Source organism: Pseudodesulfovibrio thermohalotolerans, assembly GCF_021353295.2.
GTDB lineage: Bacteria > Desulfobacterota > Desulfovibrionia > Desulfovibrionales > Desulfovibrionaceae > Pseudodesulfovibrio > Pseudodesulfovibrio thermohalotolerans.
Genome location: NZ_CP120635.1, coordinates 220,806 through 235,946, shown reverse-complemented (window position 1 = coordinate 235,946; position 15,141 = coordinate 220,806). Strand labels below are relative to the sequence as shown.

The window sequence follows — 15,141 nt, the reverse complement described above, 5'->3', positions numbered from 1 at the left end:
GCGACGCCAACCGGGACGGACGGATGAAACGACTTTCTAGGCATGACTCTCACACCGCACTGGCTGCCCTGGCGCTCCTCGCGCTCCTGGCCGTTGCCGGATGCGCCGCCGGAAGGCACACGGCCGAGCCCATGCCCGCGCCGCCCATGACCGAATCGGCCCAACTCGACTACGACTATCTGGTCTATCAGGACCTCCTTCATCAGTTGCAGCGCCGCGCCCAGGAGGGCCCCCGCAGCACCATGACCACCAAGGAGGCCGCCGAAATCCATGCCCGGGCCGCAGCCGCGCTGGACCGTATCCTGGCCCAGGCGCCCTCCCCCCATCTCTATGTGGAAAAAGCGGGCCTGTACTGGAACCATCCCGACGGCACGAGCCGGTCCCGCGCCGCCCTCAAGGAGGGGCTCGACAAATTTCCGGACAACCGGCTGCTGACCTTGTACCTGGCCAATTCCTACGTCGCCGACCACCGCGCGAACGACGCCATCTCGATCATGGACGGCTTCCTCGAACGCCATCCCGACGACCTTGAGGCCCGCGAGCGGCTGGGCCAGATGCTCATGGACGCAGGGCAGGACGCCAGGGCTTTGGACGTGCTCACGCAGATTCCCGAAAAGGAACGCTCCGCCGACGCCCTTTACGCAATGGGACGGGTCCAGGGCAACCTGGGAATGCGCAATGCGGCCATCGCCAACCTGAAGAAGGCCGTGGCCATGGACCCGGAGTTCACCGAGGCCATGGTGGAACTGGCCTACCAGTATGAGCTGGCCAAGGACTACGTGGCCGCCGAAGGCATTTACGGCACGATCCTGGAACAGAGCGATTCCTTTCCCGAGGCGCGACTCCGGCTCATCAATCTGAACCTCAAGCTGAACGACCCGGACAAGGCTCTTGATCTGGCCCTGTCCGGCCCGCCCTCCAAGAGCTTCATCCTGGACGCGGTGCTCATGTTCATCAACGAGGGCTTCTTCGCCCAGGGCTCCACCGTCCTCGACATGCTCACCGCCGGCGGCACGGTGCCCGCCGAATACTACTTCTACAAGGCGGTCATCGCCGACGAGGGTGAAAACGATCCGGCAAAGGCCATGTCCTACCTCGGCGAGGTCAAGGAGACGGACCGACTCTACCCCCACGCCCTGCGCTTCAAGGCGCAACTACTCGCGGCGCAAGGCAAGACAGACGAGGCGCTCGCCGTGGCCGCCAAGGGCAAGAAGCTCTATCCCAGGGCCGAAGTTTTCTACATCCTCGAAGCCGGACTGCGCAGGCAGACGGGCGACCTGCCCGGTGCCGAAGCCTCTCTCAAGGAAGGGCTGTCGCTGCTTGAGGACAACCCCGAACTGACCTACGAGCTGGCCATGGTCTACGAGGCCATGGGCCGCCGTCCCGAAGGGATGGCCCTGATGGAAAGCCTGATCCGCACCCACACCGACCACGCCAACGCGCTCAACTACGTAGGCTACACCCTGGCCGAGGAAAACCGCGAGCTGGACCGCGCCCTGGTTCTGGTGACCAAGGCCTCCTCCCTCGATCCCGAGAACGGCTACATCCTCGATTCCGTTGCGTGGGTCCACTTCAAGAAACGGAACCTGGAAAAGGCCTGGGAGTACATCGGCTACGCCGTGGACGTGATCGAGAAGGACCCGACCATCTGGGAACACTACGGCGACATCGCCGCTGCCCTTGGCAAGACCAAGGAAGCGCGCAAGGGGTACAATTTCGCCCTGAAATACCATTCGCCCCAATCCGACGCCGTCAGGGAGAAGCTGAAAAAGCTATGAGCCGACTCGGATCGACGCACGTTCCGGCGGCGACCGTGGCCGTCTTGATCCTGACGGTCCTCTCGGGTTGCGCCACCAGGATACCGCCCGGCATGGAACTGGACACTCCCCGAGCCGCCTGGAACGCCTTCCGACAGCACTACTGCATCCGGCCGGAGGGCGAAGCGCTCAAGGTCCGGGCCAGCCTGCACTATTCCAGGACCGAACCCATCCGGCGAACCAACCGCACCCTGGTCTCCCTGTGGGGAGACTTTGACGGCCCCATGCGGCTCGACGTATCCGCCTCCATCGGCAAGCTCCTGGCGCATATCCGCGAGGACGGGGACGGCCTGCTGGTCTTCTATCCGGCCGAAGGCGAGGCATACGCCCACCGCAACCCGGTTCTCGGGGCCACCCGCCTGGGGATGCCCTTTCCCTTTTCCCTGTCCCGGCTCGCCCACGCCGTCATGGGCTACTTCTCGGGACTGGCCCCGCGCCGCTACGCGCAGGCCGCACAGGACGGCGAACGCTACGTCTACGAATTCGACAAGGGGGCTGTCCGCCGCATCGAGCTGGACCGCCTCGGCCGCCCGCTTCTGCTGGAAGGGACTATCAACCAAACCGGCGGGGAAGTCCGGTGGTCCTTCACCATGGACCGCTTCGAGGACGCCGCGCCCGGCGTGATCGCCCTGCCCGACAGGCTGACCCTGTCGCTGGATAACGGGGAGCAGGGCGTCTTGCACATAAAGAGCCGGGAGCTTATGATTGCCCCCTGGCCTGCCCGGTCCCTGGCCCTGGAACTGCCCGGGAACATCACCCCCATCCGTCTGGACAACGGATACACTGACGAAAAAACAGGGGAACTCCCCACTATCCGCGAGGACGAGCAATGAGCACACAGCCGAAGGAAACGGTCTTGGACATTTTTCTGCTCGGACTGAAGACGTGGCTTGCCGAGATGAAATGGCTTGCCCGGTCCATATCGGGACGCTTCGAGGTCGGCAGGCTTGAAAAAGAACTGGATCGGGAATATGGCATCCTCGGTCGCATCGCCGAGGCGCCCCGCGGCAGAAAGGACGAAAAGGAACTCTGCCTCAAGCAGATCAGCTTCCTCAAGGAGGAGATCGCGGCCCTCAGGGAAGAACTGTCCAACGACCGCGAAGAACGCATGAAGCGCGTCCGCCGGGAAGGCGACGCATCCCAAGGGGGAGAACTGTGAGCAAGACCATCGTCATCGGCTCCGATCACGGGGGCTATCATCTCAAGACCGCCTGCATCAAGGCTCTCAAGGAATGGGGCTTTGCCGTGGAGGACGAAGGGCCGGACTGCCTGGACTCCTGCGACTACCCGGTCTTTGCGGCCAAGGTGTGCAACAAGCTCAAGGCGGACGACGAAAAGCTCGGCGTGCTCATCTGCGGCACGGGCCAGGGCATGACCATGACCGCCAACCGCATGGGCGTCCGGGCGGCCCTGTGCACCAACGAATTTCTCGCCCGCATGGCCCGCGAGCACAATGACGCCCGCTGCCTGTGCATGGGCGAACGCGTCACCGGCCAGGGCCTCGCCCTGGAGATCCTGAAGGCCTTTCTCGACACGCAGTTTGGTGGCGAGCGGCACAAGCGGCGCATCGACCTCATCGACACTGTCTCCCAATAACCTCACTAAAAAAAGGTATCCAACAATGACACAGACGGACAAGACCATCGCCGTGGTCAAGGGACTGATCATGGACGGCGTGGCCAAGGCCAACTCGGGCCACCCGGGCGGGGCCATGTCCTCGGCCGACTACGCCACCATCCTCTTTTCCGAATTCCTGAACTTCAACCCCGACGATTCCCAGTGGTTCAACCGCGACCGCTTCATCCTCTCCGCCGGACACGAGTCCATGCTGCTCTATAGCCTTCTGCACCTGAACGGCTTCATCTCCATGGACGACATCAAGAATTTCCGCCAGTTCGGTTCCCTGACCCCGGGCCACCCCGAGGTGCACCTGACTCCCGGCGTCGAAGCCACCACCGGCCCGCTGGGCCAGGGCCTCGCCATGTCCGTGGGCTTCGCCTCGGCCGAGGCGTACCTGCGCGACAAGCTCGGCGCGGACGTCATGGACCACTACACCTACGTACTCTCCTCCGACGGCGATCTCCAGGAGCCCATCGCCATGGGCGCGGCCTCCCTGGCCGGTCTGTGGAAGCTGGGCAAGCTCATCGTTTTTTACGACTCCAACAAGATCCAGTTGGCCGGTCCCACCTGCAAGGCGGACTGCACCGACCATCGCAAGGTCTTCGAGGGACTCTGCTGGCAGGTCCTGGAAGTGGACGGCCACAACCACGATGAAATCCGCGAAGCCATCAAGGCCGCGCAGCTCGAAACCGGCAAGCCCACCCTGATTATCGGCCACACGGTCATGGCCAAGGGCTGCGCCTCCCTGGAAGGCAGCCACAAGACCCACGGCGAGCCCCTCAAGGCCGACGAGATCGCGGCCACCAAGAAGAAGCTCGGCCTGCCCGAAGAGTCCTTCCATGTCCCCGAGGACGTGGTCGCCTCCTACCGCGCCCGGTTCGACGGCCTGCGCAAGAACGCCGCCGACTGGCAGTCCATGCTGGACGCCAAGTTGAACGACACGGCCTTCGCCGAGATGTGGGCCCACGTAATCCGCTCCCGCTCCGAGCTGTCCATCGACTGGCCCGAGTTCACCCCCGGCGAAAGCATGGCCACCCGCAAGGCGTGGGGCACCTGCCTGGACGCCGTCATGGACTCCCTGCCCACCCTGGTGGGCGGCTCCGCCGACCTCGACCCGTCCAACCAGACCGCCAATTTCCGGAACACCTACGGCGACTTCGCCGTGGACGGCTACGGAGCGCGCAACCTCGCCTTCGGCGTGCGCGAGTTCAACATGGCGGCGATCATGAACGGTATGCAGCTGCACGGCGGCCTGCTCCCGTTCGGCGCCACCTTCCTGACCTTCTCCGACTACTGCCGCAATGCCATCCGCATGTCCGCCCTGCAGGAGCTGCCCGTCCTGTACGTCTTCACCCACGACTCTTTCTGGGTGGGCGAGGACGGTCCCACGCACCAGCCCATCGAGCATGTCAGCTCCCTGCGGCTCATCCCGGACCTCATCGATCTGCGTCCCGCCGACGCCAACGAGACCCGGACCTGCCTGGACATCGCGCTCAAGCAGGAGAAGATGCCCTCCACCCTGTTCCTGACCCGCCAGGGCCTGCCCATCCTCGATCCGGCCGAATACCCGGCGCTTGCCGACGGCCCGCGCCGCGGCGGTTACGTGCTCAAGGACTGCGAAGGCACCCCGGACCTGATTCTCATCGCCTCCGGCTCGGAGGTCTCCCTCTGCCTCGAAACGGCCAAGCTCCTCAAGCGCAAGGTCCGCGTGGTATCCATGCCGTCGACCAAACTGTTTGACGATCAGCCTGAATCGTATAAAAATGAAGTTTTGCCGCCGGAAGTCACCGCACGCGCCGCGGCCGAAGCCGGACGGACGACCCTCTGGCACAAATATGTCGGCCTGGACGGCGTCGTTCTCGGCGTTGACCACTTCGGCGCCAGCGCCCCCGGCAAGATCCTGTCCGACAAGTACGGGTTCACCCCGGAGAACTTCGCCCGGATGATCCGGGAGAAATACTAGGAGACGAACATGGAAGCCCCACAGAAAAACCTCGCACTGGACCTGGTCCGTGTCACTGAAGCCGCTGCCCTGGCCTGCGCCCGCTGGCTCGGCAAAGGCGACAAGATAGCCGCCGATCAGGCGGCCGTCGACGCCATGCGCCTGTGCTTCAACACCCTGGAAATCGAAGGCGAGATCAAGATCGGCGAAGGCGAGAAGGACGAAGCGCCCATGCTCTACGCCGGTGAAAAGCTCGGCCTGGGCATCGGCCCCAAGGTGGACATCGCCGTGGACCCGCTGGAGGGCACCAACCTGCTTGCCAACGGCCGCCCCAACGCCATCTCCGTCGTGGGCGTCTGCCCGGCGGGCGCCATGTTCGATCCGGGCCCGAGCTTCTACATGCAGAAGCTGGTCGTCCCGGCCCACGCCAAGGACGTGGTGGATATCGAAGCCCCCACCGGCCACAACCTCAAGCTCATCGCGCGCGCCCTGGACAAGGACGTGGACGACCTGGTCGTCTTCGTGCTGGACAAGCCGCGCCACAAGAAGCTCATCTCTGAAATCCGCGAGGCGGGCGCACGCATCCAGCTGCACACCGACGGCGACATCACCGGCTCTCTCATGGCCATCGACCCGCGCAGCGAGGTTGACGTCATGATGGGCACCGGCGGCACCCCCGAGGGCGTGCTCTCGGCCATCGCCATCCGTATCATGGGCGGCGAGATGTTCGCCAAGCTCGACCCGCAGAAGCAGAAGGAAAAGAACGCCCTGGCCGAATTCGGCATGGACATCCGCCGGGTGCTCACCGTATCCGACCTGGTGAAGTCCGAGGACCTCTTCTTCGCCGCAACCGGCATCTCCGGCGGCACCTTCCTCAAGGGCGTCACCTACCACGGCCACGGAGCCGAGACCTCTTCCCTGGTCATGCGCGGCAAGACCGGCACCATCCGCTACGTCGAAGCCATCCACAACTGGGATGCGCTGATGCGCTTCTCCGCCGTGGAATACGACTAGGCCGCATTCGACAAGACATCAAAAGGCCGGACCCTGTACGGGGTCCGGCCTTTTTTTGCGAACTTTCTCGGCCGCATTCCGCGCGCGAAAGCCAGCTACCAGGGGAGCCCCTGTTCGAAGAGGCAACTTCCGAAGCGGCTATGCCATAGTGCTGGGCTATTCCGATTTCGGGGCCGTGGGGTTCCTGCTCTCGCACGGGACCTTGACCTGGCACAGGCCGCAACTGTTGACGCGGAAGCCGAGTTGATGCTCCTCCACGTGCGCGGCCGTAATGGTGCGGATATACGCCTTGCACTTGGCCTTGTCGTGACCTTTCTCGGAAATGGCTCCGGCCGGACACCGCTTGATGCACGCCCGGCATTTCCCCTTGGCGTGAAAAAGACACCATTCGTTGTGATGGGTATAGGTCCGGGGAGTGGGAGTCAGCCGCGCCTGCACGATGACCGATCCGACGCGAATGGCCTTTCCCCTGGCCGTAATCAGGCCGTCCGAAAGACCGAAGGTGCCCAGCCCGCACACATGGGCCGTGTGCCGCTCGGACCAGGTGGAAGCGAATCCGTATTTGGGGGATTCGGCCCGCGTCCACGTGGGCAGCAGCGCGGGCGCGCAAGCGCGCACCCCTTCCCCCTCAAACGACCGGACCACGAACCGGCGCAACGCTTCGTTGACCTTCTCGCCGTAATGACGGGCGCGGCTCCACTCGATGCTCGGAAACTCCTTGTTGAGGGCGTGCGCCTGGCGGGTATTCTTCGTCTGAGGCAGCACCCAGGATACCACGCTGAGATCCGCGCCGGTCGCTCCGGCCTCGGGAAAAGCCAGGGCAAAGGCTTCCGCCGGGGTCCAGTAGAAATCCGGCCCGATATCCCGCTTAAGGAAATCGAAAAGCGAATCGTCGCCTGCGGCACACCCGATCAGCGGGGTGTCGAAGGCGGGCAGCGGCATTCCGGGGGCGATGGAATTGTTCCCGGGGACGGCCATCCACTCGGCAACAATGGAAGAAAGTTGGTTGATATTCATGACTTCCAATAAAACCGATATCGAAAACCAGTCAATCATTCATTGATACGATTGAGCCCCCAACGACTGTTGTGATATGATCCGCCAAGAAAGGAGAGCCGCATGGACAGCAATAAACGGCGCAATACCCGCATCGACGCCGGTTTCGAAGCGTACATAACCGTCGGCGACGTGGTCACCCCCGTGTCCACCAGGAACCTGAGCCTCAAGGGCGCGCTCCTCGACGGTTGCGGAGACTGCGCCGAGGGGACCGCCTGCGAACTGCACCTGCCGCTTTCGCCGGGCATCCGCATCGTGGTGTCGGGTAAGATCGTCCGCGCAAAGGGAGACTCCGCGGCCATGTCGTTCAGGGAGATGGACGAGCTGAGTTTCACCTTCCTGCACCGCCTGGTGACCCTCAACGCCGAACGTCCCGAAAAGGTGGACGAGGAGCTGCTGCGCGTGTTCGAGAGGCTTTAGCCCGCCACTCCCTTTCTCAGGGCGGCGGCCCGTTCGCGCATACCGCTGCGCCCGAGGGCCAGCACGCCGAAGATGATAAGCGACCCTCCGCCCACGGTCCAAAGGTCGGGGATTTCGCCCAGGAAGAGCATCCCCCACATGGCCGCAAACACTATTTCCAGAGTGGACACGCCGCTGATGCGCGCCGCGGACTCGATGGCATACCCCTTGGTCATGAAGAACTGGCCGATGTTCATGAACACCCCCACCCCGACAAGCACGCCCCATTCAAAAGCGGTCGGCATCACCCAGCCGTCGATGAAAAGCGGCGCGAGCAGGCTGATGGCGATAGGCGGATAGAGCATGACCACCGCCGGGGGCTCTGTCTTGGCCAGCACCCGCACGGACAGAATGGCCCAGGAAGTCAGGAACACGCTGACCAGGGCGGCCAGCAACCCCAGAGGGTCAAGCTCGGGAGCCCCGCCGAACAGGAAACCCGGCCGACAGACCAGCGTCACGCCCGCCAGGGACATGATGATCGAAAACATGGCGCTCTTGGACAGCCGCTCGCCCATGAGCGCCCAGGCGAGCAGGGCCACGGTCACGGGGTGGGAAAAGATCAGCACCAGGGCGTCCGCAAGGGGAAGATGCACGATGGCGTAAAAGTCGGCGAACATGGCTCCGAACCCAAGGATACCGCGTGCGGCAAGCAGGATTTTCCGTTTGCCGAACATGCCCGCCCCGGACTTGCGCAGCATGATGAGGCAGAGCACCACGCCGACAAGCCCGCGCACGAAGAGCACCTCCATGGTGGGCAAACGGCTTCCGGCCATCTTCACGAACAGTGAGCCGACGGAGAAAAAGAAGGTGCCGAGGAGCATGAGCCTCATGCCCGGAGTGAGGAAATTCATGAGCGCACACTATGCCTTTCCAACCCCAAGTCAAGCGAAGACAAGGGGCTGCGAAGACGGGGCTAGAGACCGAAGAACCGGCGGGCGTTGTCGCCTGCCGTGCGCCACACATCCTCAACGGGACGGCCCTTGATCTGGGCTACACGGCGGGCCGTGAAAACGCTCAGAGCCGGGTGATTTCGCTTGCCGCGCCAGGGCTCGGGGGCGAGGTATGGGCAGTCGGTCTCCAGGAGCAGCCGCTCGAACGGGATGCGGGCCACAGCGGCCTGAACGTCGTCGGATTTCTTGCGGAACGTCACCGGACCCGGGATGGAGATATGCCAACCGTTCGCCACAATCCGCTCGGCCAGTTCGATACCCGCGCCGAAGCAATGCCACAGCAGCGGATATTCCCGAAAGCCCTCGGCCTCCAGAATCTCCATGGTGTCGCCGTTGGCGTCCCGCGAATGGATTATCACGGGCAGGGAAAGCTCGCGGGCCATATGCAGTTGCCGGACAAAGGCGGTCTTCTGCACCTCGGGCGGCACGCGGTCCCAGTAATAGTCCAGGCCGATTTCGCCCACTCCCTTGAGGCGCGGGTCCGTCTTGAAATGACCGCGCATCCGCTCCTCGATCTCGTCGGTAAGCTGGTCCGCGTCGTTTGGGTGCACGCCCATCAGGAAACTGATCTCCGGGTGGGCGTCGAAAAGCCCGCGCCCGCGCTCGTAGGCGTCGGGCCCGAGAAAAACATTGATGATCCGGCTCACACCGGAATCCAGGGCGCGGCGAATAAGGATTTCCCGGTCCTCGTCAAAATCCTCAAGATCCAGGTGGGCGTGGGAATCCACCCCTACCGGGGGCAGCTCCAGCGATTCGGGTTCGGGACGATTGGTCTTTCCCATCAGTATCGACTCACAGTTGTTCCCAAAGGTCGAGAACGGCCGTCCTCTGAGCCTCAAGGGAATAGGCGTTGGCGGTTTTCTGGCCTGCGGCCAGGGCGGCCACGAGGGCCGGGTCCTTGTCCTGGAACATGCGCACGGCGTCGTCCAGGCAGAGCGCGGCGTCGAGCACGTCGCTGTCGGCGCACCACAACCCGTTGCCGCCCCAAGGGACCTCGCGCAGGGGAATCCACGGGGTATGACGCGGCGCGGCCTGGATCTGACGCATGTAGTCCCACCCGCCGAATCCGGTGAAACCTACTGGCAGACAGCCGCAGGCCATGGCCTCCAGCGGCGGCAGGGGACACCCCTCGGGGAACCCCGTAACCAGAAATATGTGGGACGCGCGCAGGGTCTCGGCCACGCCGTTCGCGTCCATGCCGTCTATGGGCACCCAATCGACCTGGCTCCCGCCACAGCGATGCTGATGAATGGCCTTGATCTGCTCCACCAGCGCCTTGTTCTTGCGCGGCATGTAGGCCACCCGCACCCGCCCGCCGGGCTTGGCGTCGGGCATACGGAAGACAGACAGGTCTATGCCGGGCCGCAGGATCGGGGCATCCTTGCAGGTGGTCTCCTTGATGAACCGCGAGACCGGATCGGACACGGCCAGAAATTCCACGGGCAGGCTGTGCCAGTCGACGCCGTCGGGCATGGAGGAAAAAAGATAGGCCCAATTCTGGACGTAGCTGAAGCACTGGGCACTCGCGTACAGGCCGGGAGCCAGGGCGTTGATCCACCCCTCGGGGACCACCCAGGCGTCCGACCCGGTCAGCTTCAAAGCTTCCCACTCCAGCACCGGCGCGGCGTCGGCCAGTCCATCAGGACGCCAACTCCCCTTCTCCCTGGCCACGAGGTAAGCCTCGTGACCGGCCTGATGGAGGATGTCGGCTATCCGTCGAAGCACGGTGACGCCTCCGGTGGGTTTGGATACCGGCGGCAGAAAAATAAATGTACGCATGATCGCTTTCTGTGAATCACAAACAGGCATGTTTGGCAAGCAGAGGCTGCGGGGCGGGCTGTGTGGGAGGCCCGCCCCGCAGAGGAGGGAAGGAGTTCTCTTCCGTGCTGGCTGAATGGTTTTTACCCTATGCCAGGGTGACAAGCCTTTCAGCCCCATCACGAGTTGGCGACAATCAAGTCACGCGCGGGGATAACACCGCGCTTCGCGGCGGACGATGCACGTCATCGTTACGTTTTGTTTCGCCTTTACGGCGACTTCCTTTTTTGCTGGCGCAGAAAAAAGGAAGCAAAAACTGCGCTTTTTGGCCCTGCGTGCTCCCGAAAGCAGTGGCCAAGAGCCTGTAGCGGCTTTCGCTGCCCGACAGGATGTCTGCCTTTGGCAGACGCAGTCGGCCCACGCTTCGCCGCTTCAGACAGGCTCTAGGCCCCGGCTTTCGAATGTCTTCCGCGCAAGCGAGGTTCTGTCTTCCAACGCGGGAAGGCTCATTTGGGTTCTTCGTTCTCGAAGGAGCTTCCATAAGCGAAATGAAAACCCTCCCAAAGGCAAGTGTGATGTAGCGCGTGGATATTAGCGCGCTTCGCGTTCGACGGTGTAGGTTATCCTTACGTTTTGTTTCGCCTTTACGGCGACTTCCTTTTTTGCTGGCGCAGAAAAAAGGAAGCAAAAACTGCGCTTTTCGGCCCTGCGTACTCCCGAAAGCAGTGGCCAAGAGCCTGTAGCGGCTTTCGCTGCCCGACAGGATGTCTGCCTTTGGCAGACGCAGTCGGCCCACGCTTCGCCGCTTCAGACAGGCTCTAGGCCCCGGCTTTCGAACGTCTCCCGCGCAAGCGAGGTTCTGTTTTCGGACGCGGGAAAACCTATTTCAGGCTCTTCGTTCTCCTAAAAACACCCAAAGGCGACCGCCCCCCTTAAAGGTCCTACTAGCACTAGCCCTGGATCAGCGGCGTAGAAGCCGACCGCGAAGGGGCGGCGGCTCCTGTGACGATCAAGAAAGTGCTATCGAAAGTGGGGAGCTTTACACCAGAGAAGGCCCTATACTTTTGATCGGGTGGAGCCGACCCGAGCGGATCGGATTCTCGCCGAAGATCCTGCGGGCGGCCGAGCTGGCGCAAGGCCCTTTTTTGGTTCTTTTTTGGGCAAGCAAAAAAGATCCGCCGCCCGCGCAGGGCATGGAAGCTGGGGGAAGGCGAAGCCGACCCCACTGGCTCTCACAGCTCTAACAAGCTGGCGCACCATCCCGCAAAAACACCCCTCCTCCGCAACCAAACGCCTGTGGGGAATTACCCAACCCCAGCCCTGGATCAGCGGCCTAGAAGCCGACCACGAAGGGACGGCGGCTCCTGTGACGAGCAAGAAAGTGCTATCGGGAGTGGGGAGCTGTACACAAGAGAAGGCCCTATACTTTTGCTGGGATGGAGCCGACCCAAGCGGATCGGATTCTTGCCGAAGATCCTGCGGGCGGCCAAGCTGGCGCAGAAAAAAGGAAGCAAAAACTGCGCTTTTTGGCCCTGCGTGCTCCCGAAAGCAGTGGCCAAGAGCCTGTAGCGGCTTTCGCTGCCCGACAGGATGTCTGCCTTTGGCAGACGCAGTCGGCCCACGCTTCGCCGCTTCAGACAGGCTCTAGGCCCCGGCTTTCGAATGTCTTCCGCGCAAGCGAGGCCCTGTCTTCCAACGCGGGAAGGACCTATTTCAGGCTCTTCGTTCTCCTAAAAACACCCAAAGGCGACCGCCCCCCCCTTAAAGGTCCTACTAGCACTAGCCCTGGATCAGCGGCGTAGAAGCCGACCGCGAAGGGACGGCGGCTCCTGTGACAATCGAGGAAGTGCTATCGATAGTGGAGAGCGGGCCACCAGAGAAGAACTTATACTTTTGATCGGGTGGAGCCGACCCGAGCGGATCGGATTCTTGCCGAAGATCCTGCGGGCGGCCGAGCTGGCGCAAGGCCCTTTTTTGGTTCTTTTTTGGGCAAGCAAAAAAGATCCGCCGCCCGCGCAGGGCATGGAAGCTGGGGAAGGCGAAGCCTCCACACTGGCTCTCACAGCCCTAACAAGCTGGCACACCATCCCGCAAAAAGCCCCCTCCCCCGCAACCAAGCTCCTGTGGAGAATCACCCAACCCCAGCCCTGGATCAGCGGCGTAGAAGCCGACCGCGAAGGGGCGGCGGCTCCTGTGACGATCAAGAAAGTGCTATCGATAGTGGGGAGCTTTACACCAGAGAAGGCCCTATACTTTTGATCGGGTGGAGCCGACCCGAGCGGATCGGATTCTCGCCGAAGATCCTGCGGGCGGCCGAGCTGGCGCAAGGCCCTTTTTTGGTTCTTTTTTGGGCAAGCAAAAAAGATCCGCCGCCCGCGCAGGGCATGGAAGCTGGGGGAAGGCGAAGCCGACCCCACTGGCTCTCACAGCCTCAACAAGCTGGCGCACCATCCCGCGAAAACACTCCCTCCCCCACAACCAAGCTCCTGCGAAGAATCACCCAACCCCAGCCCTGGATCAGCGGCCTAGAAACCGACCGCGAAGGGACGGCGGCTCCTGTTACGAGCAAGAAAGTGCTATCGAAAATGGGGAGCTGTACACCAGAGAAGGCCCTATACTTTTGATCGGGTGGAGCCGACCCGAGCGGATCGGATTCTTGCTGAAGATCCTGCGGGCGGCCAAGATCGCGCAAGGCCCTTTTCTTTCGTCTATTTCTTTTGGGCCAGCAAAAGAAATGGACCCCGCCGGGAGGGCATGGAAGCTGGGGAAGGCAAAGCCGCCCCCACTGGCTCTCGCGCCAAAGGCACGCCTGCCCTATCAAACTGGCGCACCTTCCCGCTAAACCAACCTGTCATCAATAAAAGAAACAGCCTGTCCCAAACAAAAAAGCCGCCCCGAGGGACGGCCTTCCGCTTTCCAAAAGGCGATGAAGACGCCGCCTACGGCTTCAACTGACTCAACACCATGCCGCCGAGCATGAGAGCGCAACCAACCATCCCTCGGGTGGTGAGCACCTCGCCGAGCATCATCCACCCGCCCACGGCGGCGAACACCGATTCCAGGCTGAGGATAATGGCAGCATGGGCGGGCTGGGCGTCGCGTTGGGCGACCACTTGAAGGGTATAGGCCACGCCCACGGACATGAGGCCGCCGTACAGGATGGCCGGGCCCGCGCCGAAGATGCCCGCAAGGGTGATTTCCTCGGTGGCGACCGCCCCGATGAGAGACAAAATCGCACAGGCGGCGAACTGGATAGTGGACAGCTTGATGGCGTCCACCCCGTCCAGGCCGGGCGAAAGCTTGCCCACGAGCAGAACGTGCCCCGCCCAGAAAAACGCACCCACGAGAACGAGCATGTCGCCGAAGGAGATGGTCAAATCGGCGGAGACGGAAAGAAGATACATGCCGACCACGGCCAGGCTCGCGCCCACCCAGGTGCCCCAGCCGGGCCGCTGGGCCAGGAGCAGGCCGAAGATAGGCACCAGGACCACATACAGACCGGTGATGAACCCGGCCTTGCCCGCGGTGGACGCCTCCAGGCCGAACTCGGCCAACTGCGGACCGGCCAGCCCGATCTGTTGCAAAGAGGCACCAATGAACAACGCCAGACCGAGGAATATTCCGCCCACGGCCATGCGCTTGCGATCGGCCACGGCGGTTCCGGGAACGCGCCTGCGCTCCATGGTCATGGCGAGAGGAATCAGGGCCACCGCGCCCAAGGCGAAACGGATGCCGTTGAAAGTCAGGGGGCCGACGTGCTCCATGCCGACGCGCTGGGCCACGAAGGCCAGGCCCCAGATGGCGGCGGTGATGAAAAGCAGGACGTCGGCGCGAAATGCGCGAGTGTTCACGGGGAAGTCTCCTTACGGGAAAAACTTACCCCGTGTACTGTATTCGGTGCCGGGCGGCAAGACCGGCAACCCACTATTGATCGGGCTCGTCGCCCCGCTCCGCCTTGACAGCCTCAGCCTCGGCGTTGGCCTTGGCCGCCAGCTTCTTGAGCAGCCCCAGAAGGTACTCCTCGGCTTCCGGGGTCCCTTCCCGCGGCGCCCAGTCAGGCACGTTCTTGTCCGACTCTTCGGCGTAAGGCCCGGTCTTGCATTCGAAGACCAGGGTGTCAGGCTTGAGGGGAACGAACGTATGATAGACATGCGGGGCCACGTCCACCCCGAAGGTTTCGGTGCCGGGCTGAAGAAGAATCTGGTCGGCGACTTCGCCGTCGTCAGTGAATTGAATGAAAAGCATGGACCCGGCCATGACCAGAATGGTTTCGTCCTTGGCCGGTTCGAGATGCCTATGCGGCATGATGTAGGTGCCGGGCTGCATGGCGTTGAACATGCGGTGCGCCGGAGCGTCCAGGGACTTGTGCAGCTTCTGGAGCATCCGCTTGCGCGGGTTTTGCCGCGAACGCGCAAGGAGCTTCCCCACCAGGCTGAGGGTCAGGGAGACGACGTCGCCCGAAGGCGCTTCCAGGGCCGTGGGATGGCTTTTTTCTTCACTCATGCCCCGTTCGTACCCTGCCGGG

14 protein-coding genes are annotated in these 15,141 nt (G+C 62.9%); 8 read left to right on the top strand and 6 right to left on the bottom strand.

The window, feature by feature from the left end; translation table 11 throughout:
* The first annotated feature begins 23 nt into the window (after positions 1-23).
* From LF599_RS01115 to glpX, 6 genes are read left to right on the top strand one after another with little or no spacing between them, the layout of a single operon-like run.
* A complete protein-coding gene (locus tag LF599_RS01115; RefSeq protein ID WP_279521968.1) occupies positions 24-1,778 on the top strand; it encodes a tetratricopeptide repeat protein in 1,755 nt (584 codons plus the stop codon).
* On the top strand, positions 1,775-2,650 hold the full coding sequence (locus tag LF599_RS01110; RefSeq protein WP_279521967.1) for a hypothetical protein: 876 nt from the start codon (positions 1,775-1,777) through the stop codon (positions 2,648-2,650). Before LF599_RS01115 ends, LF599_RS01110 begins: the two co-directional genes overlap by 4 nt.
* Entirely contained in the window at positions 2,647-2,976 is a 330-nt protein-coding gene (locus LF599_RS01105; RefSeq protein WP_279521966.1) for a hypothetical protein, read from the top strand. The genes LF599_RS01110 and LF599_RS01105 overlap by 4 nt, the downstream gene beginning before the upstream one ends.
* Positions 2,973-3,413: a ribose 5-phosphate isomerase B gene (gene rpiB, locus LF599_RS01100; RefSeq protein ID WP_279521965.1), complete on the top strand. Its 441-nt coding sequence runs from the start codon at positions 2,973-2,975 to the stop codon at positions 3,411-3,413. The genes LF599_RS01105 and rpiB overlap by 4 nt, the downstream gene beginning before the upstream one ends.
* A gap of 25 nt (positions 3,414-3,438) precedes the next feature.
* Positions 3,439-5,400 carry a transketolase gene (gene tkt / locus LF599_RS01095; RefSeq protein WP_279521964.1) on the top strand — a complete coding sequence of 654 codons (1,962 nt, stop codon included), beginning with the start codon at positions 3,439-3,441 and terminating at the stop codon, positions 5,398-5,400.
* 9 nt (positions 5,401-5,409) lie between these two features.
* Positions 5,410-6,393, top strand: a complete 984-nt coding sequence (glpX, locus tag LF599_RS01090; RefSeq protein WP_279521963.1) for a class II fructose-bisphosphatase — start codon at positions 5,410-5,412, stop codon at positions 6,391-6,393.
* 156 nt (positions 6,394-6,549) lie between these two features.
* On the opposite strand, the gene LF599_RS01085 is transcribed toward glpX, so the two are convergent.
* Entirely contained in the window at positions 6,550-7,410 is an 861-nt protein-coding gene (locus LF599_RS01085) for a 4Fe-4S ferredoxin (RefSeq protein ID WP_279521962.1), read from the bottom strand.
* Positions 7,411-7,512: 102 nt separating this feature from the next.
* Between LF599_RS01085 and LF599_RS01080 the strand changes: the two genes are divergently transcribed.
* A complete protein-coding gene (locus LF599_RS01080; protein WP_279521961.1) occupies positions 7,513-7,869 on the top strand; it encodes a PilZ domain-containing protein in 357 nt (118 codons plus the stop codon).
* Here LF599_RS01080 and LF599_RS01075 read toward each other — a convergent pair.
* The 3 genes from LF599_RS01075 to LF599_RS01065 all read right to left on the bottom strand — a co-directional run bounded on the left by LF599_RS01075 (position 7,866) and on the right by LF599_RS01065 (position 10,637).
* Positions 7,866-8,759: a DMT family transporter gene (locus LF599_RS01075; RefSeq protein ID WP_279521960.1), complete on the bottom strand. Its 894-nt coding sequence runs from the start codon at positions 8,757-8,759 to the stop codon at positions 7,866-7,868. The genes LF599_RS01080 and LF599_RS01075 overlap by 4 nt on opposite strands.
* Before the next feature lie 62 nt (positions 8,760-8,821).
* Positions 8,822-9,640: a TatD family hydrolase gene (locus LF599_RS01070; protein WP_279521959.1), complete on the bottom strand. Its 819-nt coding sequence runs from the start codon at positions 9,638-9,640 to the stop codon at positions 8,822-8,824.
* 10 nt (positions 9,641-9,650) lie between these two features.
* The gene (locus LF599_RS01065; protein WP_279521958.1) at positions 9,651-10,637 is read right to left on the bottom strand and encodes a glycosyltransferase family protein; all 987 of its coding nucleotides are present in this window, start codon (positions 10,635-10,637) and stop codon (positions 9,651-9,653) included.
* Between the two features lie 1,908 nt (positions 10,638-12,545).
* Here LF599_RS01065 and LF599_RS01060 point away from each other — a divergent pair.
* Positions 12,546-12,875 (top strand): hypothetical protein, encoded by a 330-nt coding sequence (locus LF599_RS01060; RefSeq protein ID WP_279521957.1) that lies wholly within the window; start codon positions 12,546-12,548, stop codon positions 12,873-12,875.
* A 680-nt stretch (positions 12,876-13,555) separates the two neighbouring features.
* On the opposite strand, the gene LF599_RS01055 is transcribed toward LF599_RS01060, so the two are convergent.
* Both LF599_RS01055 and LF599_RS01050 read right to left on the bottom strand, forming a co-directional pair.
* Positions 13,556-14,467 (bottom strand): DMT family transporter, encoded by a 912-nt coding sequence (locus LF599_RS01055; protein ID WP_279521956.1) that lies wholly within the window; start codon positions 14,465-14,467, stop codon positions 13,556-13,558.
* Between the two features lie 73 nt (positions 14,468-14,540).
* Entirely contained in the window at positions 14,541-15,119 is a 579-nt protein-coding gene (locus LF599_RS01050) for a WbuC family cupin fold metalloprotein (protein ID WP_279521955.1), read from the bottom strand.
* Positions 15,120-15,141 lie beyond the last annotated feature (22 nt).